Origin of the sequence: Methylobacterium durans, assembly GCF_003173715.1 — a bacterium.
GTDB classification, from domain to species: domain Bacteria; phylum Pseudomonadota; class Alphaproteobacteria; order Rhizobiales; family Beijerinckiaceae; genus Methylobacterium; species Methylobacterium durans.
Genome location: NZ_CP029550.1, coordinates 3,730,527 through 3,753,903 on the forward strand (window position 1 = coordinate 3,730,527; position 23,377 = coordinate 3,753,903).

The 23,377-nt window shown below is 69.6% G+C and carries 21 protein-coding genes; 18 read left to right on the plus strand and 3 right to left on the minus strand.

Annotated features, from left to right (window positions below):
- The first annotated feature begins 100 nt into the window (after positions 1-100).
- The 5 genes from hflK to DK389_RS32570 all read left to right on the plus strand — a co-directional run bounded on the left by hflK (position 101) and on the right by DK389_RS32570 (position 5,072).
- Positions 101-1,267 carry an FtsH protease activity modulator HflK gene (hflK, locus tag DK389_RS17080; protein ID WP_109891342.1) on the plus strand — a complete coding sequence of 389 codons (1,167 nt, stop codon included), beginning with the start codon at positions 101-103 and terminating at the stop codon, positions 1,265-1,267.
- Positions 1,264-2,229 carry a protease modulator HflC gene (gene hflC, locus DK389_RS17085; RefSeq protein WP_109891344.1) on the plus strand — a complete coding sequence of 322 codons (966 nt, stop codon included), beginning with the start codon at positions 1,264-1,266 and terminating at the stop codon, positions 2,227-2,229. Before hflK ends, hflC begins: the two co-directional genes overlap by 4 nt.
- Positions 2,230-2,403: 174 nt before the next feature.
- Positions 2,404-3,942 (plus strand): Do family serine endopeptidase, encoded by a 1,539-nt coding sequence (locus tag DK389_RS17090; protein ID WP_109896494.1) that lies wholly within the window; start codon positions 2,404-2,406, stop codon positions 3,940-3,942.
- A gap of 125 nt (positions 3,943-4,067) precedes the next feature.
- The gene (locus tag DK389_RS34995; protein ID WP_257791897.1) at positions 4,068-4,193 is read left to right on the plus strand and encodes a hypothetical protein; all 126 of its coding nucleotides are present in this window, start codon (positions 4,068-4,070) and stop codon (positions 4,191-4,193) included.
- Positions 4,194-4,220: 27 nt separating this feature from the next.
- Positions 4,221-5,072: a hypothetical protein gene (locus tag DK389_RS32570; RefSeq protein ID WP_162560706.1), complete on the plus strand. Its 852-nt coding sequence runs from the start codon at positions 4,221-4,223 to the stop codon at positions 5,070-5,072.
- A 4-nt stretch (positions 5,073-5,076) separates the two neighbouring features.
- Here the strand turns inward: DK389_RS32570 and serB are convergent, their stop codons facing one another.
- Positions 5,077-5,973: a phosphoserine phosphatase SerB gene (gene serB, locus DK389_RS17100; protein ID WP_109891348.1), complete on the minus strand. Its 897-nt coding sequence runs from the start codon at positions 5,971-5,973 to the stop codon at positions 5,077-5,079.
- Positions 5,974-5,990: 17 nt separating this feature from the next.
- Here serB and miaA point away from each other — a divergent pair, with 17 nt between their 5' ends.
- Complete coding sequence (miaA, locus tag DK389_RS17105) at positions 5,991-6,917, plus strand: tRNA (adenosine(37)-N6)-dimethylallyltransferase MiaA (protein ID WP_236960134.1); 927 nt, start codon at positions 5,991-5,993, stop codon at positions 6,915-6,917.
- A gap of 4 nt (positions 6,918-6,921) precedes the next feature.
- Here the strand turns inward: miaA and DK389_RS17110 are convergent, their stop codons facing one another.
- The gene (locus DK389_RS17110; RefSeq protein ID WP_109891350.1) at positions 6,922-7,788 is read right to left on the minus strand and encodes an NAD(P)-dependent oxidoreductase; all 867 of its coding nucleotides are present in this window, start codon (positions 7,786-7,788) and stop codon (positions 6,922-6,924) included.
- 215 nt (positions 7,789-8,003) lie between these two features.
- Here DK389_RS17110 and DK389_RS17115 point away from each other — a divergent pair, with 215 nt between their 5' ends.
- The 5 genes from DK389_RS17115 (at position 8,004) to DK389_RS17135 (ending at position 14,580) form a co-directional block, all read left to right on the plus strand.
- The gene (locus tag DK389_RS17115) at positions 8,004-10,061 is read left to right on the plus strand and encodes a carbon starvation CstA family protein (protein WP_109891352.1); all 2,058 of its coding nucleotides are present in this window, start codon (positions 8,004-8,006) and stop codon (positions 10,059-10,061) included.
- A gap of 4 nt (positions 10,062-10,065) precedes the next feature.
- Positions 10,066-10,290 (plus strand): YbdD/YjiX family protein, encoded by a 225-nt coding sequence (locus tag DK389_RS17120; protein ID WP_109891354.1) that lies wholly within the window; start codon positions 10,066-10,068, stop codon positions 10,288-10,290.
- Positions 10,291-10,370: 80 nt separating this feature from the next.
- On the plus strand, positions 10,371-10,568 hold the full coding sequence (locus tag DK389_RS17125; RefSeq protein ID WP_109891356.1) for a DUF3606 domain-containing protein: 198 nt from the start codon (positions 10,371-10,373) through the stop codon (positions 10,566-10,568).
- Between the two features lie 80 nt (positions 10,569-10,648).
- Complete coding sequence (locus tag DK389_RS17130) at positions 10,649-11,110, plus strand: tellurite resistance TerB family protein (protein WP_109891358.1); 462 nt, start codon at positions 10,649-10,651, stop codon at positions 11,108-11,110.
- 245 nt (positions 11,111-11,355) lie between these two features.
- Positions 11,356-14,580, plus strand: coding sequence for an efflux RND transporter permease subunit (locus DK389_RS17135; RefSeq protein WP_109891360.1), 3,225 nt, complete (start codon positions 11,356-11,358; stop codon positions 14,578-14,580).
- A 189-nt stretch (positions 14,581-14,769) separates the two neighbouring features.
- Here DK389_RS17135 and DK389_RS17140 read toward each other — a convergent pair whose 3' ends face one another.
- The gene (locus DK389_RS17140) at positions 14,770-15,465 is read right to left on the minus strand and encodes an HAD family hydrolase (protein WP_109891362.1); all 696 of its coding nucleotides are present in this window, start codon (positions 15,463-15,465) and stop codon (positions 14,770-14,772) included.
- A 261-nt stretch (positions 15,466-15,726) separates the two neighbouring features.
- On the opposite strand from DK389_RS17140, the gene DK389_RS17145 reads away from it, so the two are divergent.
- The 7 genes from DK389_RS17145 to DK389_RS17175 all read left to right on the plus strand — a co-directional run bounded on the left by DK389_RS17145 (position 15,727) and on the right by DK389_RS17175 (position 23,060).
- A complete protein-coding gene (locus DK389_RS17145; RefSeq protein ID WP_109891364.1) occupies positions 15,727-16,200 on the plus strand; it encodes a hypothetical protein in 474 nt (157 codons plus the stop codon).
- Between the two features lie 128 nt (positions 16,201-16,328).
- Positions 16,329-17,042 (plus strand): ribose-5-phosphate isomerase RpiA, encoded by a 714-nt coding sequence (rpiA, locus tag DK389_RS17150; protein ID WP_109891366.1) that lies wholly within the window; start codon positions 16,329-16,331, stop codon positions 17,040-17,042.
- 83 nt (positions 17,043-17,125) lie between these two features.
- A complete protein-coding gene (locus DK389_RS17155) occupies positions 17,126-17,674 on the plus strand; it encodes a DUF2059 domain-containing protein (RefSeq protein WP_109891368.1) in 549 nt (182 codons plus the stop codon).
- A 106-nt stretch (positions 17,675-17,780) separates the two neighbouring features.
- Positions 17,781-19,166 carry a glutathione-disulfide reductase gene (gor, locus tag DK389_RS17160; protein WP_109891370.1) on the plus strand — a complete coding sequence of 462 codons (1,386 nt, stop codon included), beginning with the start codon at positions 17,781-17,783 and terminating at the stop codon, positions 19,164-19,166.
- A gap of 58 nt (positions 19,167-19,224) precedes the next feature.
- Entirely contained in the window at positions 19,225-19,518 is a 294-nt protein-coding gene (locus DK389_RS17165; RefSeq protein WP_109891372.1) for an RNA polymerase sigma factor region1.1 domain-containing protein, read from the plus strand.
- A 351-nt stretch (positions 19,519-19,869) separates the two neighbouring features.
- Positions 19,870-21,567 carry a methyl-accepting chemotaxis protein gene (locus tag DK389_RS17170; protein ID WP_109891374.1) on the plus strand — a complete coding sequence of 566 codons (1,698 nt, stop codon included), beginning with the start codon at positions 19,870-19,872 and terminating at the stop codon, positions 21,565-21,567.
- A gap of 110 nt (positions 21,568-21,677) precedes the next feature.
- Complete coding sequence (locus tag DK389_RS17175; protein WP_109891376.1) at positions 21,678-23,060, plus strand: class II 3-deoxy-7-phosphoheptulonate synthase; 1,383 nt, start codon at positions 21,678-21,680, stop codon at positions 23,058-23,060.
- The last annotated feature ends 317 nt before the right edge of the window (positions 23,061-23,377 follow it).

A 23,377-nucleotide genomic window follows, 5' to 3' on the forward strand; every position in this document is an offset into this window, starting at 1 on the left:
CGAGCCTTGACAGGAGTGGGCGCGCCCAATCAGGTGCTGGGCACCCTCACGGCGCCAGCGACGGCGCCCTGGCCCGGACGAGCTGGAGTAGACCTCAAGGATGCCTTGGAGCAATCAGAGCGGTGGCGGCGGCAGCGGCGGGGGAGGACCCTGGGGCCGCGGCAGCGGCAACGGCGGCGGCCCCTGGGGCACCGGCAACGGCGGCGGGGGCAAGACGCCGCCGGATCTTGAGGACCTTCTGCGCCGCGGCCAGGACCGTCTGCGCGGCGTCATGCCCGGCGGCTCCTTCGGCGGCGGGCGCGGCATCGTCGTCATCGGCGTCGCGGCGGTGGCGATCTGGCTCTTCACCGGCTTCTACACGGTGGCGCCGAACCAGGTCGGCATCGAGACCATCTTCGGCCGCTACGTCGGCTCGAAGGGCGAGGGTCTGCGCTACAACCTGCCGTACCCGATCGGCGGCGTCGTCAAGCCGAATGTCGGCCAGGTGAACTCCATCCAGATCGGCTACCGCTCGGGCGTCGGCTCGCAGGCGCGGGCCCGGGACGTGCCCGAGGAGAGCCTGATGCTCACGGGCGACGAGAACATCGTCGACCTCGACTTCGAGGTGCAGTGGCGCGTCAACCCGCTGAAGGCGTCGGATTACGTCTTCAACCTGCAGAACCCGGAAGGGACCATCAAGGCGATCTCCGAGAGCGCCATGCGCGAGGTGATCGGCCGCCGCAACATCCAGGCGATCCTGACGAACGAGCAGTCGAGCATCGCCCAGGAGGTCAAGGAGATCGTCCAGAGCGCCCTCGACGAGTACGGCGCAGGCGTGCGCATCGAGGTGGTGCAGCTCGTCAGCGTGACGCCGCCGCCCGAGGTCCGGCCCTCCTTCATCGACGTGAACGCCGCCCAGCAGGACGCCGAGCGCCTGCAGAACGAGGCGAAGACCTACGCGAGCCGTGAGGTTCCGCAGGCCCGCGGCCGCGCTGCGCAGGTCGTGCAGGCGGCCGAGGCCTATCGGACGCAGGCCACCGCTGACGCGACCGGCCAGGCCGCACGCTTCCAGCAGGTCTACGAATCCTACAAGAACGCGCCGGCGGTGAGCCGCGAGCGCATCTACCTGGAGACGATGGAGAAGGTGTTCGGCTCCGTGAACAAGGTGATCATTGACCAGAGCGGCGGCCCCGGTGGCACCAACGCGGCCGCGGGCGTGCTGCCCGTGCTGCCGCTGACGGAATTCGGCGGCCGCGGCGGCCAGCAGGCGGGTGGAGCGGCACGATGAACGGGAACGCTCTCCGAACCGGCCTCGTCGTCCTCGTCGCGGCCATCGCGGTCGGGCTCTACGCCTCCGTCTTCACCGTCGGGCAGATGCAGCAGGCCCTCGTCCTGCAGCTCGGGCGGGTGCGGGCCGTCCTGAACCAGACCGGCGAGGACCGGCCGGGCCTCTACTTCAAGGTGCCGTTCGTCGAGAACGTCATCATCTTCGACAAGCGGGTGCTCGATCTCGACCTGCCGGTCCAGGCCCTCCTGACGGCCGACCGGCAGAATCTCGAGGTTGACGCCTTCGCGCGCTACCGGATCGTCGACCCGCTGCGCTTCTACCAGTCGGTGGGCAATATCGGGCTCGCCAACCAGCGCTTGGCCAGCTTCACCAACTCGGCGCTGCGCAACGTGCTCGCGCGCTCGACCCGTGACGCGATCGTGAAGACCGACCGCATGCGGCTGATGAACGAGATCCAGGAGGACGTGAACCGTCAGTCCAAGAGCCTCGGCGTCGAGATCGTCGATCTGCGCATGACCCGCGTCGACCTGCCGGCGCAGAACAGCTCGGCGGTCTACGAGCGCATGAAGACCGAGCGCAAGCGCGAGGCGGCCGACGTCCGAGCCAACGGCGAGCAGATCGCCCAGACGATCCGCGCGCGGGCCGACCGCGACGTCACCGTCATCCTGGCGGAGGCCAACCAGAAGTCGGAGCAGCTCCGGGGCCAGGGCGACGCGGACCGCAACCGCATCCTGGCGGAGGCCTTCTCGAAGGACCCGGACTTCTTCAGCTTCTACCGCTCGATGCAGGCCTACGAGACCGGCCTGAAGGGCTCGGACACCCGCCTCGTGATCAGCCCGAATTCGGACTTCTTCCGGTATTTCGGCGATCCGCAGGGCCGGGCCGGGCAGGCTGGGACGGCGCCCCGCGGCACGGGCGAGCCGGGGGCATCGACGGGTTCCACGGCCGGCGCCTCGCGCTGACGGCGATGCGCAGGCGGATCCGCCGCGGCCCGAGCGGCCGCGGCGGGTCCGCGCGCACTCTTGAACCCGGCAGCGGGCCGCCGATCTAATGCGCGAGCCCGGCGCGGTTGCCGCCAAATCGCCGCGAGCCGCAGGAAGAACAGGTCGGGAAACGCTCCTTTGAAGAGGTCGATCATGCTACCCGTCGCGAGCGCCACCGGAGCGCGCCGTCCATCCGCGTTGGGCCGCCACGCCCGGTCGGCCCTCGCCGCCATCCTCATCGGCGCCTCCGTCGCCGGCAGCGCGGTGCCGGTGCCCGCCTTCGCGAAGGGCCCCGAATCCCTGGCGGACCTCGCCGAGCGCATCACCGACGCCGTCGTCAACATCTCGGCCTCGACCACGGTGGAATCGCGCTCGACGGGCGGGCGCACCATGCCGCAATTGCCGCCCGGCACGCCCTTCGAGGACCTGTTCGAGGAGTTCTTCAACCGGCGCGGCAATCGCGGCGGCGAGCAGCGCGGCGACAACGAGACGCCCCGCCAGCAGCGCAAGTCGAATTCCCTCGGCTCCGGCTTCATCATCGACAGCGCGGGCATCGTCGTCACGAACAACCACGTCATCGGCGACGCCAACGACATCCAGGTGATCCTGTCCGACGGCACCAAGCTGAAGGCCGAGATCATCGGCAAGGACTCGAAGATCGACCTCGCGGTGCTGCGCGTGAAGCCGACAGCCGACCGGCCCCTGAAGGCGGTCCCCTTCGGCGATTCGGAGAAAATGCGGCCCGGCGACTGGGTCGTTGCCATCGGCAACCCGTTCGGCCTCGGCGGCTCGGTCTCGGCCGGCATCGTCTCGGCCCGGGGCCGCAACATCGAGTCCGGCCCCTACGACAATTACATCCAGACGGATGCGGCCATCAACAAGGGCAATTCGGGCGGTCCGCTGTTCAACATGGACGGCGAGGTGATCGGCATCAACACCGCCATCCTGTCGCCGACCGGCGGCTCGGTCGGCATCGGCTTCGCGGTTCCCTCAGGCACCGCCAAGCCCGTGATCGACCAGCTGCGCGAGTTCGGCGAGGTCCGCCGCGGCTGGCTCGGCGTGCGCATCCAGAACGTCGACGAATCGACCGCCGAGGCGCTCGGCCTCAAGGGCGGCGCCAAGGGCGCGCTGATTGCGGGCGTCGACGACAAGGGCCCGGCGCGAACCGCGGGCCTCGAGGTCGGCGACGTCATCACCAAGTTCAACGGCAGCGCCGTCAAGGCGTCGAGCGACCTCCCGCGCATCGTCGCCGCGACGCCGGTCGGCAAGACGGTCGACGTGGTGGTGGTCCGCAAGGGCGAGGAGGTGACGAAGCCCGTCACGCTCGGCCGCCTGGAGGACGGCGAGAAGCCGCAACTCGCCAACGTGAAGCAGCCGGAGCCCGAGAGCGCCGTGCGCCAGGCCCTCGGCCTCAACCTGTCGGGCATGACCGACGAGCTGCGCAAGCGCTATAGCATCAAGGATACGGTCAAGGGTGTGGTCGTCACCCGGGTCGATCCCTCCTCCACGGCCGCCGACAAGCGGATCCAGGCGGGCGAGGTGATCGTCGAGGTGGGCCAGGAAGCGGTGAGCGCCCCGGCCGACGTGACGAAGCGGGTCGACGCGCTGAAGAAGGAGGGCCGCAAGTCCGTCCTGCTGCTCGTCGCGAGCGCGGGCGGGGACGTGCGCTTCGTGGCGCTCGGACTCGAGTAAGGCTTCTTCCGCAGGATGCCGGAGAAAGGCCGCCCCGAGGCAAGGGGCGGCCTTTCTCGTTTTCGCGGCGGTCGAACGGTGTGTCCCCACGCAGCCATCCGGCACGCATCCTCGGGATGTATAAGGTGGCGGACATCAAATCTCAGATTGATGCGCCGGTTGATCCGTCCCTTGCCCTGTTCAAAAACTCGCGGGCCTGTAAATCTGAGGTTGCCAAAACGCCCGAGCCTGCCGACCTTGTCGAGGTCTGAGCCACGTCTTGATCGAGTCGTCCCAGCATGCCGGGATCTCCGAGCACCGCCCTCAAAGGGTGGGCGATATCCACGCAGCGCGTCGGAACGGGGCGACCCGGACGAGTCGACCACACCTACGTCACCAGTGATTGCGGCTATGTCTGGCGGTGCTTCGGGCGCAACCGCGGCGGCGCGCAGGTCTGCGCCGATATCGGCGATTCACACATCGCGAATTGTCTGGCAACGCCCAGCGAGACGGCCGGCATCATCTACGGCGTGACCGGCGTCTGTCATCAGGCCGCCAACCGGATCCTCTTCCCGGCCAATTGCGCCAAGATCTCGGGTGCCAGAGGCTACAATGTGTCGCTCGTCGTTTACGGCCCTTATGGAAATCTCCCCTGGGCTGAATTAACTCTCTGCTATCCGCGCACCTCTACGATACATGGTGCAGGTCCGACGCCTTCTGGCATGAGTTTGGCACGTGCGGACGGCGTCCCCGCACGAGGAAGCCCGTCTCCACGCTCACCGATGGAGTCCGACGTGTTCGAAACCGAGATGTCTCGGAGAATCCAGGATCTGCGCGATCTGGTTCACGCGCATCCCGCTGCCGGCATCGATGGCGACCGCTTCGAGCGCTTGGTGCAGGTGCAGACGTTGTTCTGGTCGAGAAAGGACGCGTTGGCCGTCGAGATGGCGCAGGGGACGATCGATCCCGACGATTATCTCGAACGCTTCAACGCGGCACTCGCGGAATCGATGGATCGCAGCAGAGCCGCGATCGGCTCCCGAGCCTTCGCGGAACTGTTCGGGGAGGCGGGCGAGCATCCCGAGGACCTCGTCGACCCCGACATCTTCGAGGAAGTCCACGGGCCACAACACGCCGCGCGGCTGTTCTGACGCCTCAACCGACGAACTCGCTCGCCGCGTAGCCCTGCAGGTAGAGCAGTGCGGTCAGATCCCCGTGGTCGATGCGCACCTGCGCGGCCGAGGCGACGGCCGCCTTCGCCCGGAAGGCGACACCGAGCCCGGCCTCCCCCAGCATGTCGAGATCGTTCGCGCCGTCGCCGACCGCCAGAGTCTCCGCGGCGTCGAGGCCGAGGCGCTCGCGCAGGCCCACGAGGGTCTCGCGCTTCGCCGCCTTGCCGACGATCGGCTCCTCGACGAGCCCGGTCAGGTGGCCCTCTGCCACGCAGAGACGGTTCGAATGGTGCTCGTCGAAGCCGATCCTCTCCGCGATCGGCCCGGTGAAGAGCGTGAAGCCGCCGGACACGAGGCAGGTCCGCGCGCCGTGCGCCCGCATGGTGCGCACCAGCGTTGTGCCGCCCGGCGTGAGGGAGAGCCGGTCCCGGATCAGCGCGTCGATCACCGAGACGGACAGGCCCTTCAGCAGGGCCACCCGCTCGCGGAGCGCCGGCTCGAAAGCGATCTCGCCCCGCATGGCCCGTTCGGTAATCGCGGAGACGTACGCCTTCAGCCCGACGATGTCGGCGAGCTCGTCGATGCATTCCTGCTCGATCATGGTCGAATCCATGTCGGCCAGGAACAGGCGCTTGCGCCTGTGCGGGCCCGCCGGCAGCACGGCGACGTCGATGGGCTCGCCCCGCAGCGCGCGCCGCAGGCGCCCGGTCAGCACCTCGGCGTCGGCGCCGCCGCCCGGGACTAGGATCTCGGCCGCGACCTCGCCGTGGAGGACGCGCGGCTGATGGTCCGTGCCGAGGACGGCGCGGGCCTCGGCCAGAACCGCATCCGTGATGGCGGGCCGCGATGCGTTTGCTATCAGGCTGGCGACCAGGGTCATCCGGGAGCGTTCCGCTGTTGCCGTCGCCAGTGCCGACATCCGCCGATCAGCCGGCGGCCATCCTCATCGCAGGGCCGACCGCCTCGGGCAAGTCGGCGCTCGCGACGGCCCTGGCGCTTCGTCACGGCGGCGTGGTGGTCAACACGGATTCGATGCAGGTCTACGGCGATCTGCGCATCCTGACCGCGCGGCCGAGCCCCGAGGAGGAGGAGGCCGCGCCGCACCGGCTCTACGGACATGTCGACGGCGCCGTGAACTACTCGGCCGGGCATTTCGCGCGCGATGCCGCCGCACTCGTCGCCGCGCTCGGGGGGCGCCTGCCCGTTTTCGTCGGGGGGACGGGCCTGTATTTCCGCGCTCTGGAGGAGGGGCTTTCCGACCTGCCGGACGTGCCCGACGCCGTGCGCGCAGCGATCCGCGCGCGGGCCGAGGGCCGCCCCAGCGAGGCGCTCCACGCGGACCTCGCTGCGCTCGACCCGGACGGTGCCGCGAGCCTGCGGCCGAGCGATCGTGCCCGCGTGATGCGCGCCCTGGAGATCCACGCCGCCACCGGGCGGCCCATCGCGGCGTTCCACGGCAGCCGCGTGCCGGGCCCGCTCGCGGGCCTCCACTTGCGGAAGATCTTCCTCGCCCCTGACCGGGACGCACTTCGCGCGCGCATCGACGCGCGCTTCCGGGCGATGATCGCTTCGGGCGCCCTCGACGAGGTGGCCCGCCTGCGCGAGCGCGGCCTCGACCCGCTCCTGCCGATCATGCGCGCCCACGGCGTGCCCGGCCTCATCGCCCATCTCGACGGGGCACTCGGCCTGGAGGCGGCGATCCTGCGCGGGCAGAACGACACGCGGCGCTACGCCAAGCGGCAATTCACGTGGTTCCGCCACCAGATGGGGGACGGGTGGGCCTGGACCGACCCGGAGGCGGCCCTCGCCGAGGCGCGGGCGTGAGCCCTCAGCGCTCCAGCCGCGCGATCAGGCTCGACGTGTCCCAGCGGTTGCCGCCCATCCGCTGAACCTCCGCGTAGAACTGGTCGACGAGGGCGGAGACCGGCAGCGAGGCGCCGTTGCGGCGGGCCTCGTCGAGGAGGATGCCGAGATCCTTGCGCATCCAGTCGACCGCGAAGCCGAAATCGAAGCGGCCCTCGTTCATGGTGCGGCCGCGATTTTCCATCTGCCAGGAGCCGGCTGCGCCTTTCGAGATCACGTCGAGCACCGCCTCGACGTCGAGGCCGGCGCGCTTGGCGAAGTGCACGCCCTCCGACAAGCCCTGCACGAGACCGGCGATGCAGATCTGGTTGACCATCTTGGTGAGCTGGCCGGAGCCGGCCGGGCCCATCAGGCGGCAGGCGCGGGCATAGGCTCCGATCGCGTCCTCGACCTTGGCGTAGGCGGCGGCGTCGCCCCCGCACATCACGGTGAGCACGCCGTTCTCGGCGCCGGCCTGCCCGCCCGAGACCGGCGCGTCGACGAAGCCGATGCCGCGCTCGGCCGCTTCCGCCGCGAGCTCCCGTGCCACCTCCGCGGAGGCGGTGGTGTGGTCAACGAAGATCGCCCCCCGCTTCATCCCGGCGAAGGCGCCGTCCTCGCCGAGTGTAATGCCCCGCAGATCCTCGTCGTTGCCGACGCAGGCGAAGACGATCTCGGCGTCGCGCGCCGCCTCGCGGGGCGTGTCCGCCCGGGCGCCCCCGTTCGCCTGCACCCACGCCTCGGCCTTGGCGGCGGTCCGGTTGTAGACGGTGACCTCGTGGCCCTTCTTCGCGAGGTGGCCGGCCATCGGGCCGCCCATCACGCCGAGACCCAGGAACGCCACCTTCGCCATCGCTCGTCTCCAACCCTCGCGGCCCGGTGGCCCGGGGCCTGATTAGGTTCGCAGGGCGGCAGCGTCAAACCGGGGCCGGAACATCCGTTGGCCGGGCAACAGAATCGCGCCCAATGTAGGCAACGCGCTGACCGGACGTATTTTCCTCGGCGGAAATCTGCGCCACAAGGACAGCGGATGGCCGGCCAGAAGAACCGGCTCTGGAGTGAACGTCCATGGGTGCGATCGCGAAACACGGGCCGTGGGCCCTCATCGGAGCCCTCGGGGCCGCCGCCCTCGCCATCGTGGCGACGGAGCGCGGCGAATCCGTCAACGCCCTCTGGATCGTGGTCGCCGCGATCTGCGTCTACGTCATCGCCTACCGCTACTACTCGCTCTTCATCGCCGACAAGGTGATGCGGCTCGACCCCAAGCGCGAGACCCCGGCGGTGCGCCACAACGACGGGCTCGACTACGTCCCCACCAACAAGACCGTGCTGTTCGGCCACCATTTCGCGGCCATCGCGGGCGCCGGACCGCTGGTCGGCCCGGTGCTCGCCGCGCAGATGGGCTACCTGCCGGGCCTGCTCTGGATCCTCGCCGGCGTCGTCTTCGCGGGCGCGGTGCAGGACTTCATCGTGCTGTTCGTCTCGATGCGCCGCGACGGGCGCTCGCTCGGCGAGCTGATCCGGGCCGAGCTCGGGACCGTGCCGGGCGTGATCGCCCTCGTCGGCACCTTCCTGATCATGATCATCCTGCTCGCCGTGCTGGCGCTGATCGTCGTCAAGGCGCTCGCCGGCAGCCCGTGGGGCACCTTCACGGTGATGGCGACGATCCCGATCGCGATCCTGATGGGCGTCTACTCGCGCTACATCCGGCCGGGCAAGATCGGCGAGGTCTCGATCCTCGGCTTCGTGCTGCTGATGCTCGCCATCGTCTACGGCGGCAGCGTCGCCGAGCACCCGACCTGGGGCCCGGCCTTCACCTACACCGGCACCCAGCTCTGCTGGATGCTGATCGGCTACGGCTTCGTCGCCTCGATCCTGCCGGTCTGGCTGCTGCTCGCTCCGCGCGACTACCTCTCGACCTTCCTTAAGATCGGCACCATCGTCGGCCTCGCGCTCGGCATCGCCGTCGTCGCGCCGCACCTGCAGATGCCCGCCATGACGAAGTTCGTGGACGGGACCGGCCCCGTCTGGTCCGGCCAGCTCTTCCCGTTCCTGTTCATCACCATCGCCTGCGGCGCGGTCTCCGGCTTCCACAGCCTGATCTCGTCCGGCACCACGCCGAAGCTGATCGCCAACGAGGCGGATGCGCGCATGATCGGCTACGGCGGCATGCTCATGGAGAGCTTCGTCGCCGTGATGGCGCTGGTCTCGGCCTGCGTGATCGATCCGGGCGTCTACTTCACCATGAACTCGCCGGCCGCCCTCGTCGGCACCTCGCCGGAGAGCGCCGCGGCCGCGGTGACCAAGCTCGGCTTCGCCATCACGCCCGAGGCGATCACCGAGGCGGCCAAGGACGTCGGCGAGACGACGATTATCTCCCGCGCCGGCGGCGCCCCGACGCTCGCCGTCGGCATGGCGCACATCATCTCCTCCGCCATCGGCGGCAAGGCGATGATGGCCTTCTGGTACCACTTCGCGATCCTGTTCGAGGCGCTGTTCATCCTCACCGCCGTCGATGCGGGCACGCGCGCCTGCCGCTTCATGGTGCAGGATCTCGTCGGCCTCGCGGTGCCGGCGTTCAAGGACACCACCTCGTGGGCCGCCAACATCGCGGCGACCGCGCTCTGCGTCTCGGCCTGGGGCTACTTCCTCTACCAGGGCGTCACCGACCCGCTCGGCGGCATCAATACCCTGTGGCCGCTCTTCGGCATCTCGAACCAGATGCTGGCCGCGGTGGCGCTGACGCTCTGCACGGTGGTGATCTTCAAGATGAAGCGCGAGCGCTACGCCTTCGTCACGATCATCCCGACCGTGTGGCTCTGCATCTGCACGCTGACCGCCGGCTGGCAGAAGATCTTTGACGCCGACCCGCGGATCGGCTTCCTCTCGCACGCGGACCGCTACAGCACCGCGCTCGCCGAGGGGAAGGTGCTGCCGCCGGCCAAGAACGTCGAGCAGATGAGCCAGATCATCTTCAACGACCGCATCGATGCGGCGCTGGCGGTCATCTTCGTCGGGCTCGTCGTCTCGATCGCCGTGTTCGGCGTCATCGCCTGCGTCCGCGCCTTCCGGACCGACCGCTGGACGGCGCTCGAGTCGGACGCCCGCGCGGTCCCGGCGGAGTAGGGCCATGGCAATGTCGTCGCAGAACCTGCGCGAGCGCTGGCAGACGCTGACGAAATGCGTCTGCGACGGCGCGCGGCTGATGGTCGGGCAGGGCGACTACGAGGCCTATGCCAGCCACATCCGCAAGACGCATCCCGATCAGGCGCCGATGACGGAGCTGGAGTTCTTCCGCAACCGGGAGAACGCCCGCTTCGGCGTCGGCAACCGCAACGGCTTCCGCTGCTGCTGAGGAGGGCACGAAGCGCCGGCTCGCACGTTCTCGCTGGGTCGCGGCCCTTCGCAGAGGGCCGCCCCAGTCGAGGAGCCACCATGGCCGAGGACAGCGCCGCCCCGCCCGAGCCGAGGATCGTCAACGTCTCCGAGCCCTGGGAGCGCGCCTACTGGGCCCGCCGCTTCATGGTGCCGGTGGAGAAGGTGCAGGCCGCGGTCGAGGCGGTCGGCGACGATCCCGCCCGCGTCGCCGCCCATCTCGGCCGCGACTGGCCGGGCCACGAGGCGATCGTCTGAGGATCGGACCCGGTATGTTGCCCCGAAGCCCTTGACTGGACGAGGGGATTTCGAGCCTCCTCCAGGTCCAGGAGGCACGCATGAGCATCTTTCAGGACGCGATCCTTCGCTTCGGCCGGACCATCATGTCCTACGCGGGCGACGCCGTGTTTCTCGACGCCGCCGTCTCGGCCGCCGCGAACGTGACGCTGGCCGATGGCGAGATCGACGAGGAGGAGATCGAATCGGCGATCACCGGCATGCGCGCGAACCCGATCCTGGAAAAGTCCTACGACACGCTGCGCATCGAGCAGGCGCTCTACGAGGCCATCGCCCGCTCCAAGACCCGGGCCGGCCGCGTCGAGAACATCCGCCTAGTCGAGGCCATCGCGGATCGTCCGGTGGACCAGCGCGAGGACGTGTTCCTGATCGCGGCGGACGTGGCCGATTTCGGCGGCATCAGCGAGGTCGAGCACCGGGCGCTCGAGGAGATCGCCCGCGCGCTGGTGGTGGACAAGGACAGGCTCCTGGGAACCGGAAACGCGCGGGCGCCGGGGCGCTGATCCCGCCGCCTGCGGCGATGCGCCCGCGCACGAAGATGTCGTCGGACACAATCCGGAAACGTTGATCGAGCCCTGTGGCCGACGCGGCGCTCCCTCTCTCGTCCGGGGAAGGGCTCGGGTGAGGGCGGCGACCTCTCCGGACGTCGCACACCGCTGACCCGGTCCGCATTCCGCGCACTCGACCCCTCCCAGGGTGGACGAAGCGCGCGGCGGCGAACGCACGATCGACCCGAGCCGACGACCATATGGGCCTCGTACTCTACGCGCTGAAATACCGGGTCACGGTCTACGTGCTGGCCGTGCTGATGACGCTCGCCGGGATCGCGGCGATCGTGACGACGCCGAAGGACGTGCTGCCGACCGTCGACATCCCGGTCGTCGTCATCGTCTGGACCTATAACGGCCTGTCCGCGCCCGAGATGGAGCGGCGTATCACGACCTATTCCGAGTACGGAATCTCGAACAACGTCAACAACATCGCCCGGATGGAATCGACGAGCCTCCAGGGCACGTCGGTGATGAAGGTCTATTTCGACCCGAGCGTCAGCATCGATCTCGCCATCGCGCAGGTGGTCTCGTCGACGAACTCGATCCGCGCGACGATGCCCCCCGGCGTGCAGCCGCCGGTGATCCTGCGCTTCTCGGCCTCGTCGGTGCCGGTGATCCAGCTCTCGCTCGCCTCGACAAAGGAGAGCCTCACCAAGGTCTACGATTACGCGCAGTACCGCATCCGCCAGCGTCTCGTGCAGGTGCCGGGCTCGACGCTGCCCTCTCCCTTCGGCGGCACGCCCCGGCAGATCATGGTCGATCTCGACCTGCACGCGCTCCAGGCGCTCGGCCTGACGCCGGTCGACGTGACGAACGCGATGTCGGCGCAGAACCTGACGGTGCCCTCCGGCCTCGCCAAGATCGGCGAGCAGCAATATCCGATCCGCCTCAATGCGACGCCCGAGGCGATCGAGGCGCTCAACGAGATCCCGATCAAGACCGTGAACGGCCAGCCTGTCCTCGTGCGCGACGTGGCCTACGTGCGCGACGGCGGCCCGCCGCAGGTCAACATCGTGCGCGCCGACGGCCTGCACTCGGTCCTGATGCGGATCTTCAAGAACGGCACCGCCTCGACGCTGGACGTTGTCAACAACGTCAAGAAGGCGCTGCCCGACATTCGCGCCGCCGCGCCCGAGGGCATGAGCCTGAAGCCGCTCTTCGACCAGTCGGTCTTCGTCTCGGCGGCGATCGAGGGCGTGATGCACGAGGCCGCCATCGCCGCCTGCCTGACCGGCCTCACGATCCTGCTGTTCCTCGGCTCGTGGCGCTCCACCATCGTGGTGCTGATCTCGATCCCGCTCTCGATCCTCACCTCGCTCGCGATCCTGGGCGCGCTCGGCGAGACCATCAACGTGATGACCCTCGGCGGCCTGGCCCTCGCCGTCGGCATCCTCGTCGACGATGCCACGGTGGCGATCGAGAACACCTACCGGCTGTTCGAGGAGGGCGAGCCCTTCCGCAAGTCGGTGGCCGAGGGCGCGGCGAGCATCGCCAAGCCGACGCTGATCTCGACGCTCTCGATCTGCGCGGCCTTCACCTCGGTCTTCGCGCTCACCGACACGCCGAAATATCTGTTCACCCCGCAGGCGCTTGCGGTCGTCTTCGCGATGCTGACCTCGTACCTGCTGTCGCGCACCCTGGTGCCGGTGCTGATCGACGTGCTGGTCGCCCGCGAATACGCCCTCCACCACGGCGAGACGCCCCCGGCCCGCCAGGGGCGCGTCTCACGGGCGCTCGCCTTTCTCGGCCGCCCGTTCTTCGCCCTCGCCGGCCGCTTCCGGCACGGTTTCGAGGCGCGCTTCGCCCGCTTCCACCGGGGCTATCTCGGGCTCCTGCACGCGGTGATCCGCCGACCAATGATCACGGTCTGCGTGGTGGCGCTGGTCTTCGTCGGGACTGCCGGCCTCTTCCGCTTCGTCGGGCAGGATTACTTCCCGCAGGTCGCCCCGAGCCAGATGACGCTGCACCTGCGCACCCGGCCCGGCATGCGCATCGAGACCGCCGAGCAGGTCTTCGCCGAGGTCGAGAAAACGGTGCGCGAGGTCATCCCCGAGCACGAGGTCGACCAGATCCTCGACAATATCGGCCTGCCCTCGAACAACTACAATTTCGCGTTCTCGGACGGCTCCTTCGTCGCCTACAACGACGGTCAGATGCTCATCAACCTGAAGGAGGGCCACGGGCCGGTGGCCCTCTACACGAAACGCCTGCGCGAGGTGCTGCGCGAGCGCTTCCCCGACGTGACCTTCTACTTCCAGCCCTCCGACATCATCACCCAGATCCTGAATTTCGGCACGCTCGCGCAGATCGACATCCAGGTCTCCGGCCGCAACGCCGAGAAGGACCTCGAGGTCGCGCAGAACATCGTCCGGCGAGTGCGCGAGATCCGCGGCGCCGTCGACGTGCACCTGCACCAGATCGTCAACACGCCGCAATTCTTCGTGGATGTCGACCGCCGCCTCGCCTCGGAATTCGGCCTGACGCAGCAGCAGGTGGCGCAAGGGCTGAACGTCTCGCTGTCCGGCTCCTTCCAGGTGACGCCGAATTTCTGGACGGATCCGAAGACCGGGATTCCCTATCAGCTCTGGGTGCAGACGCCGGAATACCGCAACGATTCGCTGACCGCCCTCCAGAACACGCCGCTGCTCGTGCAGGGCGGGTCCGACCAGCCCGGCGTGCTGACCCTTCTCTCCAGCGTCTCGTCCATCCGGCGGGAGGGCACCCAGACGGTGATCAACCACGTCAACACGACGCCGACCTTCAACATCTACGCGGCGGTGCAGGATTCCGACCTCGGCTCGGTCGCCCGCGAGATCCGGAGGATCGTGGACGAGGAGCAGAAGGCGCTGCCGGCGCCGGACAAGATCACGCTCCGCGGCCAGATCGAGAACATGGATTCGGCCTTCTTCCGCCTCGGCATCGGCCTCGCGATCGCGCTGGTCGCCGTCTACCTCCTGATGGCGGTGAACTACCAGAGCTGGGGCGACCCGTTCGTGGTGCTGGCAGCTCTCCCGCTCGCCTTCTGCGGCATCGTCGCGAGCCTGTTCGTGACGGGCACGACCTTCTCGATCCCATCGCTCTTCGGCGCGATCATGTCGGTCGGCATCGCCTCGGCGAACTCGATCCTGCTCGTCACCTTCGCCAAGGAGCACCGGGAGGCCACGGGCTGCAGCGCCGTCGAGGCGGCGGTGCTCGCCGGCGAGACGCGCCTGCGGCCGGTGCTGATGACGGCGGGCGCGATGTTCCTCGGGCTGATCCCGATGGCGCTCGGCACGGGCGAGGGCGGCGAGCAGAACGCGGCGCTCGCCCGCGCCGTGATGGGCGGCATCGCCTTCGGCACGCCCTCGACCCTGCTCTTCGTGCCCTTCCTCTACACGCTGCTGCGGCGGGGCGCCGTTCGGCCGCCACAGGACTACGTCTGACCGCCGTCCCACCTCTCCCGTCCGGGAGAGGTCGAGTCGGTGTCAGCCGACCGGGTGAGGGATGCGGCCTTTCCGGATCTGTCGCACCCCACACTCTGCCGCTCACCCGATCGGACGAGGGGACCTGCTCTCGGCAAGCCGACGCAGCGTTCGAGGAAGCCGCAGATCAGCGGGAAGGGAAGAGCCCGCTCACTCCGCGGCGTGGGCCCGCGCGTTCGGCACCAGCGCCTCGACGGCCTCGGCGAGCTCGCTGAAATGCGAGATCACCCGATCGGGCCCGAGTTCCTGAACCGGCGTGTCGGTGTAGCCGAAGGTGACGGCAACGACCGGGATTCCGGCCGCCTTCGCCGCATCGACGTCCGAGCGTGAATCGCCGACCATCACCGCGCGGGCCGGATCGCCCTTCGCCTGCGCGATGGTCGAGGTGATGTGGCGCGGGTCGGGCTTGAAGAACGGGAAGGTGGCCCGGCCGCAGATGGCCGCGAAGCGCTGCCCGATTCCGAGACGGTCGAGGAGATCGACCGCGTGCTCCTCCACCTTGTTGGTGCAGACCGCGAGCAGGAAACCGTCCGACTGCAGGCTGTCGAGGGCCTCCACGAGGCCGTCGTAGAGGTGGGAATGGTCGCAGAGATGCGCGCCGTAATGCTCCAGGAAGGCGTCGAACAGGCGCTCCAGCCGCTCCGTCGAAAGCGGCTCGCCGGCCGCGGCGAAGCCTCTCTGGATCAGCGCCTTGGCGCCCGCGCCGATCATGTCGCGGGCCTCCTCGAGGGGGAGGGCCGGCAGGCCCTCGCGCCGGAGCAGGACGTTGAGCGTGCCGACGAGGTCGCCCGCGGTCTCGGCAAGCGTGCCGTCGAGGTCGAACACGGCGATCGGCGACAGGGACATCGGTCTCTCGGGTTCTCGGGAAGTTGCCCCTCGCTAGCGGCCGTGGCGCCGCGCCGCAACCCGGGACATCGTCCCGCGATCGTCGCCGGACATCCTTCGCGGTGAGGAAGTGCCCGCGCGGATGCGCACACCGGCGCGGCAGGCCCGGCGGTGGACTCGGCCCGTCACGGCGCCAGGGCCAGCCGCCGGGCGGCTTCGCCCCAGACTCGCCCGAAAGCTCCCGGATGGGAATCGCGACACCCATCGCGAGACCAAGTCCCCATGCTTCCGCGTATCCCGTTCCTGCCCGCGGCCTGCTTCACGCTCGGCGTCCTCGCCGCGGGCCCCGCGCTCGCCGCCTCCTTCGAGTTCGTGCCGGCCCCCCAGATCGACCTCAACCGCGTCTACCGGATCGACAAGGTCACGGGCGAGGTCACATCCTGCCAGTACGGCCTGCGCGAGGGCGGCGGCATCGGGCAGACGCTCTGCTTCGGTCCGGGGGAGGGCGCGGCGGCGCAAGCCCCGGGCGAGTACGGTCTCGTCGCCTCCCGCCACACCCGCGAGGCCGGCGTGTTCCGGGTCAATTACCGGACCGGCGAGATGAGCATCTGCTACGTGCAGGTGAAGGATGAGGTCGTGGTCTGCACGCCGCAGGCGAATCCGACCGCCGGCGGCGCGGGCGAGGCGCCGACGACCGGGCCGGCGCCGGGTCGCGCCGGGCCGAGCGCCACGCCCCCGCAGGGCGGCCGTCCCTGACGGAACGCGGCGTCGCGACCGAACATCGTCTTTTGCGCGGGCGGCGCGCGTGCTAACGGCGCCCTCGATCCCGCCGACGCCGTGGCAGACATGCGCGCAACCCGTTCCCCGATCACCGGAGGCTCCCTTTGAGCGGACCCGACCTGCGCAGGGCCGCGGCCGCCCGCGCGCTCGATCTCGTGGAACCTGGCATGCGCCTTGGCATCGGCACCGGTTCGACGGCCAACGCGTTCGTGGAGCTTCTCGGCGAGCGCGTCCGCGGCGGTCTCGACATCGTCGGCGTGCCGACCTCCGAGGCGACGCACGCGGCCGCGACACGCGCCGGCATCCGCCTCGCCACCCTCGACGAGGTCCCCGAACTCGACCTGACGATCGACGGGGCCGACGAGGTCGACGACACTCTGCGCCTCATCAAGGGCGGCGGTGCGGCCCTGCTGCGCGAGAAGATCGTGGCCTTCGCGAGCCGCCGCATGGTGGTGATCGCGGATGCGGCCAAGCGCGTCGGGACGCTCGGCCGGTTCCCGCTGCCGATCGAGGTCAACCCGTTCGGACTCGCGGCCACGCATCGCGCCGTCGAGGCCGCCGTCTCGCGCGCCGGCTGCGCGGGCGAGGTCGCCCTGCGCCGGACGGCCGACGGCGCCCCGCTGCTGACCGATGGCGGCCACCACATCCTCGACGCCCATCTCGGCCGCATCCCCGATCCGGAGGCCCTCTCGGCCGCGCTCTGGGCCGTGCCCGGCGTGGTCGAGCACGGCCTGTTCCTCGGCATCGCGTCCGCCGCGATCCTCGCGGCCGATCGCGATGGCGCGGCCGAGGTCACGATCCTCGGCAGCCTCGGCTGACCACCTCTCCCACCACCGCGCCGGCATCCCGCCCGCGCGTCCGCCTTTCCCAGACCGAACAGACGAAGCTCGGAGCGCCCGCCATGTCCCGCCGCATCCTCGCCGCCGCCCTGGCGAGCCTCCTCGTCGCCGGCCCGGGCTCTGCCCTCGCGCAGGCCAACAAGCCGGCGGCCGCCCCACAGAAGCCGCCCGCCAAACCCGCCACCCCGGCCATCTCCCCGAATCACCTCGCGCTGGCCCGCGAGGTGATGCTCGGCTCCGGCATCGCGCGCTCCTTCGATTCGATCATCCCGGCCTTCGCCGAGCAGATCCGCAAGCAGGCGCTGACGCGGCCCGAGCTGCAGAAGGACCTCGACGAGGTACTCAAGGGCCTGGAGCCCGAGATGGAGCTGCAGAAGCAGCGCATGATCGGGATCGCCGCCGGCATCTACGCCAAGCAGCTCAGCGAGGCGGAGCTGCAGGAGATCGCGACCTTCTTCCGCTCGCCCGCCGGCAAGCGCTACGTGGAGACGCAGCCGCAGGTTCTCGACGACATGGTCGGCGCCATGCAGACCTGGACCCAGGACGTCTCGGAATACGTGATGGTCCGGGTGCGGGCCGAGATGGGCAAGCGCGGCCACCAGCTTCAGTGAGGCTTGAGGCCAAGCCCGGCGAGGCTGGACCTTCGGCGCCGGGATGGCCATCTCCCCGCCGCGCCCGTGCCCCGCGGGCGGGCGCGGCCGGTGACAGGATGACCGCATGAGCGAATCTTTCGACGTCGACCTGTTCGTGATCGGGGGTGGCTCCGGCGGCGTTCGCGCGGCGCGGATCGCGGCCGGGTATGGGGCCCGGGTCAAGCTCGCGGAGGAATACCGGGTCGGCGGGACCTGCGTCATCCGCGGCTGCGTGCCGAAGAAGCTGATGGTCTATGCGGGCCGCTTCGCCGACGAGATCGAGGACGCGGCGGGCTTCGGGTGGAATGTCCCGGAGCCCCGCTTCGACTGGTCCGTGCTCAAGCGCCGCCGCGACGCCGAGATCGCCCGGCTGGAGGGCATCTACGACACCAACCTGATGCGCGCGGGCGTCGAGATCGTTCCGGAGCGGGCCGTGATCGAGGACGCGCACACGGTCCGGCTCGTCGGCAGCGGCGAGCGCATCCGCGCCCGGTTCATCCTGGTCGCGGTCGGCGCGTCGCCGGTGAAGGAGCCCGTGATCCCGGGCGCGAACCTCGCCATCACCTCGAACGAGGTGTTCGACCTGGAGACGCAGCCGGAGCGCATCCTCGTCGTCGGCGGCGGCTACATCGCCGTCGAGTTCGCGGGCGTCTTCGCGGCGCTCGGCACGCGCACGACCCTGCTCCACCGCGGCGACCGGCTGCTGCGCGGCTTCGACGACGAGATCCGCGACGCGCTTGGCGAGGCCTACGCGAAGCGCATGGATCTGCGCCTCGGCCGGACCGTCGAGAGCCTGGAGCGGCGGGAGGGCGGCATCACGGCCCGGCTCAGCGACGGCGCGGAGATCGAGGTCGATCAGGTGCTGGTCGCGACCGGGCGCCGCCCGAACGTGGCGGGCCTCGGCCTCGACCGGGTCGGGATCGCACTCGACCGGGCGGGCGCGATTCCCGTGGACGCGACCTCGCGCACCACGGTGCCGTCGATCTACGCGGTCGGCGACGTCACGAACCGGGCGAACCTCACGCCGATCGCGATCCGCGAGGGCCACGCCTTCGCCGACACGGTGTTCGGCAACAAGACCTGGTGCGTCGACCACCGGCTGATCCCGACCGCCGTGTTCTCGACGCCCGAGATCGGCGTCGTCGGCCACAACGAGGACGTGGCGCGCGAGATCTACGGCGCGGTCGAGGTCTACAAGGCAATTTTCCGGCCGATGAAGGCGACGCTCTCGGGCCGCGACGAGAAGGTGCTGATGAAGGTCGTCGTCGACTGCGCGAGCGACAAGGTGGTGGGCGTCCACCTCTTCGGGCACGACGCGGGCGAGATCATCCAGGCCGTCGGCATCGCCGTCACGATGGGGGCGACCAAGGCCGATTTCGACCGCACCATCGCGGTCCACCCGACCGCGAGCGAGGAGCTCGTGACCATGCGGGTGCCCGCGGTCACGAAGCGGCCGGTCGCGGTCGGGTGATCGCGCAGGCGATTTCCGCACCCTCGACGCCGGCTCCCCCCGGTCCATATTGGCCTGCATGGGCAAGCGAGACGACGCGCAGGCAAGGCGGCAGGCCATCATCGACGGGATGCTGGCCGATGCCCTGCGCCCCGCCTTCACCTACCGGCTCCCCAGCCACCACGCGCTGCCACCGGATATCCGGCAGGCGGTCGACCGGCTGCTCGCCAAGGCCGAGACGCAGCGCACCCGCTGCCTCACCTACGACGACCTCGAGGAGGCGCTGCCGCCCCGCGACGTGACCGCGGAGGATCTGGAGGCGATCTTCTGGATCCTGGCCGAGCACGGCATCGAGGTCGAGGACGGGGAGTGAGCGGCCGGCCTGAGGGGCAGAGAGCCCGCTGACACGCTGCCGCGACCGGCCGGAATCCTTCCCGGGAGCGACCTTTGACGGGGGACGCGGCTCGGAATGCGCGATCGCCCTTCGGCGCGCACCGATCGGCCTCTTGTGAGCATCACGCCGTGATGCGGGCCTCGGGATTTCGCGATCGGATCTCGTCCTGCCGCTCCGGCGCGCCAACATTGAAAAACTTCTGACTGAGCGAAATCAACATCGAAATCGACGGTTGAATTGATCGAAACATATGCGCAGTTTAACCAATTTTTAAGCAGGATCTATTTTGATGGAGCACCGATGAATTGACGATATGGCGGGGACGTTTCGATGAGAGTGTTGCAGAATTTGAGGATCGTCTCGAAGATCGCCATCCCGCTCGTCCTGACCATGGCCATCGGCGCGGCGCTGACCTGCTACGCACGCGCCGTCATGAATGGACTCTCGGACCGGACCGCGGCGATCGTCGACGTTCAGACCGCACGCATGGACGCCCTTGCGCGCGTGCAGATCGGTCTGATCGAGGCGGCGGTGATGGACCGGAACATGCTCCTCGAATCCGCAGCCGAGGCGAGAGGCCGTTTCCGCGCTCGTCAGCAGGCGGCGATGCTCGTCGCCCGGACTGCGAGCGACAGTCTGATCGCCCTCGCCGATACGGAGGAACGGCGCGCGATGAACAGGAAGGTCCGTGCGGACGTCGAGGCGTTCTTCGGCACGCTCGATCGCGTCGCCGAACTGAGCGGGCAGCAGCGAAACACCGAGGCGTTCGCACTCGCGCGTGATGTCGGCATTCCCGCGCGCCTCAAGATCGTCGAGTGGCTCGACGCGCGGACCGTCACGCTGAACGACGAGCTCCAGGCGGCCAAGCTGAAGGCCGCCGAGGAGGCCGCGGATGGGACGCGCATGCTGCTCGGCCTCACGATGGCCGGTTTCCTGGCGGCTGCCGCCATCGCAGGCTTCATCGTCGTCCTGGGCATCACGCGCCCGCTGGCGAACCTCGTCGGAATCCTGCAGCGCATGGCGAAGGGCGAGACCGAGGCCGTCATTCGCGAGGCTGCACGCGGCGACGAGGTCGGTGCGGTCGCCCGCGCCGTCGACGGCATCAAGGCGATGGTCGCCCGGAAGGCCGCCGACGAAGCGGAACAGCGCCGTATGGCCGACGAGGCGGCCATCGCCGAGCGCAAGCGCACCATGCTGGAACTGGCCGGCCGTTTCGAGGCGGCCGTGGGCGTGATCGTCGGCCTCGTATCGTCGTCCGCGACCGAGCTTCAGGCCACCGCCCAGCAGATGACCGCGACGGCCACCGAGACCGCGAGCCAGTCGACGACCGTGGCGGCGGCGGCCGAGCAGGCGGCGACCAATGTCGGCACGGTCTCGGCAGCCGCGGAGGAACTCGGCACGTCGGTCGGCGAGATCGGGCGGCAGGTCGCCGGTTCCGCGGATCTTGCCGCCACCGCGGCTCGCGAGGCGGACGCCACCGCGCGCCTCGTGCAGGATCTGAGCGCGGCGGCCGCGCGCATCGGCAATATCGTCAGCCTGATCTCGAATATCGCCGACCAGACGAACCTCCTGGCGCTCAACGCGACGATCGAGGCGGCCCGGGCCGGCGAGGCGGGCCGCGGCTTCGCGGTGGTGGCGAGCGAGGTCAAGGCGCTCGCCGCCCAGACGGGCAATGCGACCAGCGAGATCGACGGGCAGGTCTCGCAGATCCAGGGATCGATGCAGGAGGCGGTCCGGGCGATCGGAGCCATCTCGGGCCGTATCCAGGAGATCAGCGGCGTGGCGACGTCGATCTCGGCGGCTGTCGAGGAGCAGGGGGCCGCGACCCGCGAGATCGTCCGCAACGTGGCACAGGCCGCCGCTGGCACCAGAGAGGTCACGAGCAACATCGCGGGCGTCGCCGGTGCGGCGGAGGAGACGGGCGCGGCGGCGAGCCAGGTTCTCGCCTCCGCCTCCGAGTTGTCGCGCCAGTCCGAGCGACTCGGGGCGGAGGTCGGCACGTTCCTCTCCACGATCCGGGCCGCCTGAGGGCGGAGCGCGGCACTCGCTTCTCCCCGCAAACCCTCCTATAAGCCGCGCTCGCGCGCGGCTTTTCTCGTGCGCGCAATCAGGCGGATGAGGAGCCTGGGAGACGGGACATGGGCGAGCGTTGGACACCGAAGACGTGGCGTGATCTGCCGATCCAGCAGGTGCCGTCCTATCCGGATGCCGCCGCGCTTCAGGGCGTGGAGGCGCAGCTCGCGACGTTCCCGCCGCTCGTTTTTGCCGGTGAGGCGCGCAAGCTCAAGGCGTCGCTGGCCCGCGTCGCGGCGGGCGAGGCCTTCCTGCTCCAGGGCGGGGATTGTGCCGAGAGCTTCGACGAGCACTCCGCCGACAACATCCGCGATTTCTTCCGCGTCTTCCTGCAGATGGCGCTGGTGCTCACCTTCGCGGGCGGCTCGCCGGTCGTGAAGGTCGGCCGCATCGCCGGCCAGTTCGCCAAGCCCCGCTCCTCGCCCACCGAGACGTTGGACGGCGTGGCACTGCCGAGCTACCGCGGCGACATCATCAACGGGCTCACCTTCGCGGAGGAGGCGCGCATCCCCGATCCGCGCCGCCAGCTCGAAGCTTACCGGCAATCGGCCGCGACGCTGAACCTGCTGCGCGCCTTCGCCACCGGCGGCTACGCGAATCTCGAGAACGCGCACCGCTGGATGCTCGGCTTCGTGAAGGATTCGCCGCAATCGTCCCGCTACCAGGACGTGGCGGAGCGGATGAGCGACGCGCTCGACTTCATGCGCGCCATCGGCATCAACCCGGAGACGCACCAAGAGGTGCGCACCACCGATTTCTTCACCAGCCACGAGGCCCTGCTCCTCGGCTACGAGGAGGCGCTGACGCGCGTCGATTCGACGAGCGGCGACTGGTACGCCACCTCCGGGCACATGCTCTGGGTGGGCGACCGCACCCGCCAGCCGGACCACGCGCATATCGAGTATGCCCGCGGGATCAGGAACCCGATCGGCCTCAAGTGCGGACCCTCGATGACGGCGGACGGCCTGATCCGGCTGATCGACGTCCTCAACCCGGACGACGAGGCGGGTCGGCTGACGCTGATCTGCCGCTTCGGCGCGGACAAGGTGGGCGAGCACCTGCCGGGCCTGATCCGGGCGGTGGAGCGCGAGGGCCGCAGGGTCGTGTGGGCCTGCGACCCGATGCACGGCAACACGATCTCGGCCGGCCGCTACAAGACGCGGCCCTTCGAGCGGGTGATGCAGGAGATCGAGGGCTTCTTCGGCGTGCACCGCGCCGAGGGCACGATCGCCGGCGGCATCCACCTGGAGATGACGGGCAAGGACGTCACCGAGTGTACGGGCGGTGCTCGCGCCCTGACGGCGGACGACCTGCAGGACCGCTACCACACCTACTGCGACCCGCGCCTCAACGCTGAGCAGGCGCTCGAAGTCGCTTTCCTGACGGCCGAGCTCGTGAAGCGCGAGCGCGCAGCCTTCGAGCGGCCGCGCCTCGACGCGGCCGAGTAAGACGGGTTCGGGCGCGCCGCGGAGACTTCCGCGGCGCGCCGGGCTGCTAGTGCAGCCAGTTCGTGAAGAAGTAGATCAGCAGGATGATCGGAAGCGGGATCCCGATCAGCCAGAGCAAGCCGCCTTTCAGCATTGCAACTCTCCGTTGAACTCAGCACGCTTCAACGGCCGGACGAGATTTTGGGTTCCTACCTGAGAGGGACCTCGCTCGCATTCATCCACAGGCTGTTTCGGTCGGCGGGGCGACGGGGCGGACGCCGCCGAAAAGGTGCCCCGTGTGGCCGAGCGTGGCTGGAGCGCCGGCCGCTGGAGCGCTA

Bases quoted from the DNA above. Each gene is read 5' to 3' on its own strand.
- DK389_RS32570 (WP_162560706.1), top strand. From the start codon at position 4,221: ATGCCGGGATCTCCGAGCACCGCCCTCAAAGGGTGGGCGATATCCACG.
- DK389_RS17145 (WP_109891364.1), top strand. From the start codon at position 15,727: ATGCTTCCGCGTATCCCGTTCCTGCCCGCGGCCTGCTTCACGCTCGGC.
- DK389_RS17170 (WP_109891374.1), top strand. From the start codon at position 19,870: ATGAGAGTGTTGCAGAATTTGAGGATCGTCTCGAAGATCGCCATCCCG.
- gor (WP_109891370.1), top strand. From the start codon at position 17,781: ATGAGCGAATCTTTCGACGTCGACCTGTTCGTGATCGGGGGTGGCTCC.
- DK389_RS17165 (WP_109891372.1), top strand. From the start codon at position 19,225: ATGGGCAAGCGAGACGACGCGCAGGCAAGGCGGCAGGCCATCATCGAC.
- DK389_RS17130 (WP_109891358.1), top strand. From the start codon at position 10,649: ATGAGCATCTTTCAGGACGCGATCCTTCGCTTCGGCCGGACCATCATG.
- DK389_RS17110 (WP_109891350.1), bottom strand. From the start codon at position 7,788: ATGGCGAAGGTGGCGTTCCTGGGTCTCGGCGTGATGGGCGGCCCGATG.
- DK389_RS17175 (WP_109891376.1), top strand. From the start codon at position 21,678: ATGGGCGAGCGTTGGACACCGAAGACGTGGCGTGATCTGCCGATCCAG.
- DK389_RS17090 (WP_109896494.1), top strand. From the start codon at position 2,404: ATGCTACCCGTCGCGAGCGCCACCGGAGCGCGCCGTCCATCCGCGTTG.
- hflK (WP_109891342.1), top strand. From the start codon at position 101: ATGCCTTGGAGCAATCAGAGCGGTGGCGGCGGCAGCGGCGGGGGAGGA.
- DK389_RS17125 (WP_109891356.1), top strand. From the start codon at position 10,371: ATGGCCGAGGACAGCGCCGCCCCGCCCGAGCCGAGGATCGTCAACGTC.
- DK389_RS17115 (WP_109891352.1), top strand. From the start codon at position 8,004: ATGGGTGCGATCGCGAAACACGGGCCGTGGGCCCTCATCGGAGCCCTC.
- hflC (WP_109891344.1), top strand. From the start codon at position 1,264: ATGAACGGGAACGCTCTCCGAACCGGCCTCGTCGTCCTCGTCGCGGCC.
- DK389_RS17120 (WP_109891354.1), top strand. From the start codon at position 10,066: ATGGCAATGTCGTCGCAGAACCTGCGCGAGCGCTGGCAGACGCTGACG.
- serB (WP_109891348.1), bottom strand. From the start codon at position 5,973: ATGACCCTGGTCGCCAGCCTGATAGCAAACGCATCGCGGCCCGCCATC.
- DK389_RS17140 (WP_109891362.1), bottom strand. From the start codon at position 15,465: ATGTCCCTGTCGCCGATCGCCGTGTTCGACCTCGACGGCACGCTTGCC.
- DK389_RS17155 (WP_109891368.1), top strand. From the start codon at position 17,126: ATGTCCCGCCGCATCCTCGCCGCCGCCCTGGCGAGCCTCCTCGTCGCC.
- DK389_RS17135 (WP_109891360.1), top strand. From the start codon at position 11,356: ATGGGCCTCGTACTCTACGCGCTGAAATACCGGGTCACGGTCTACGTG.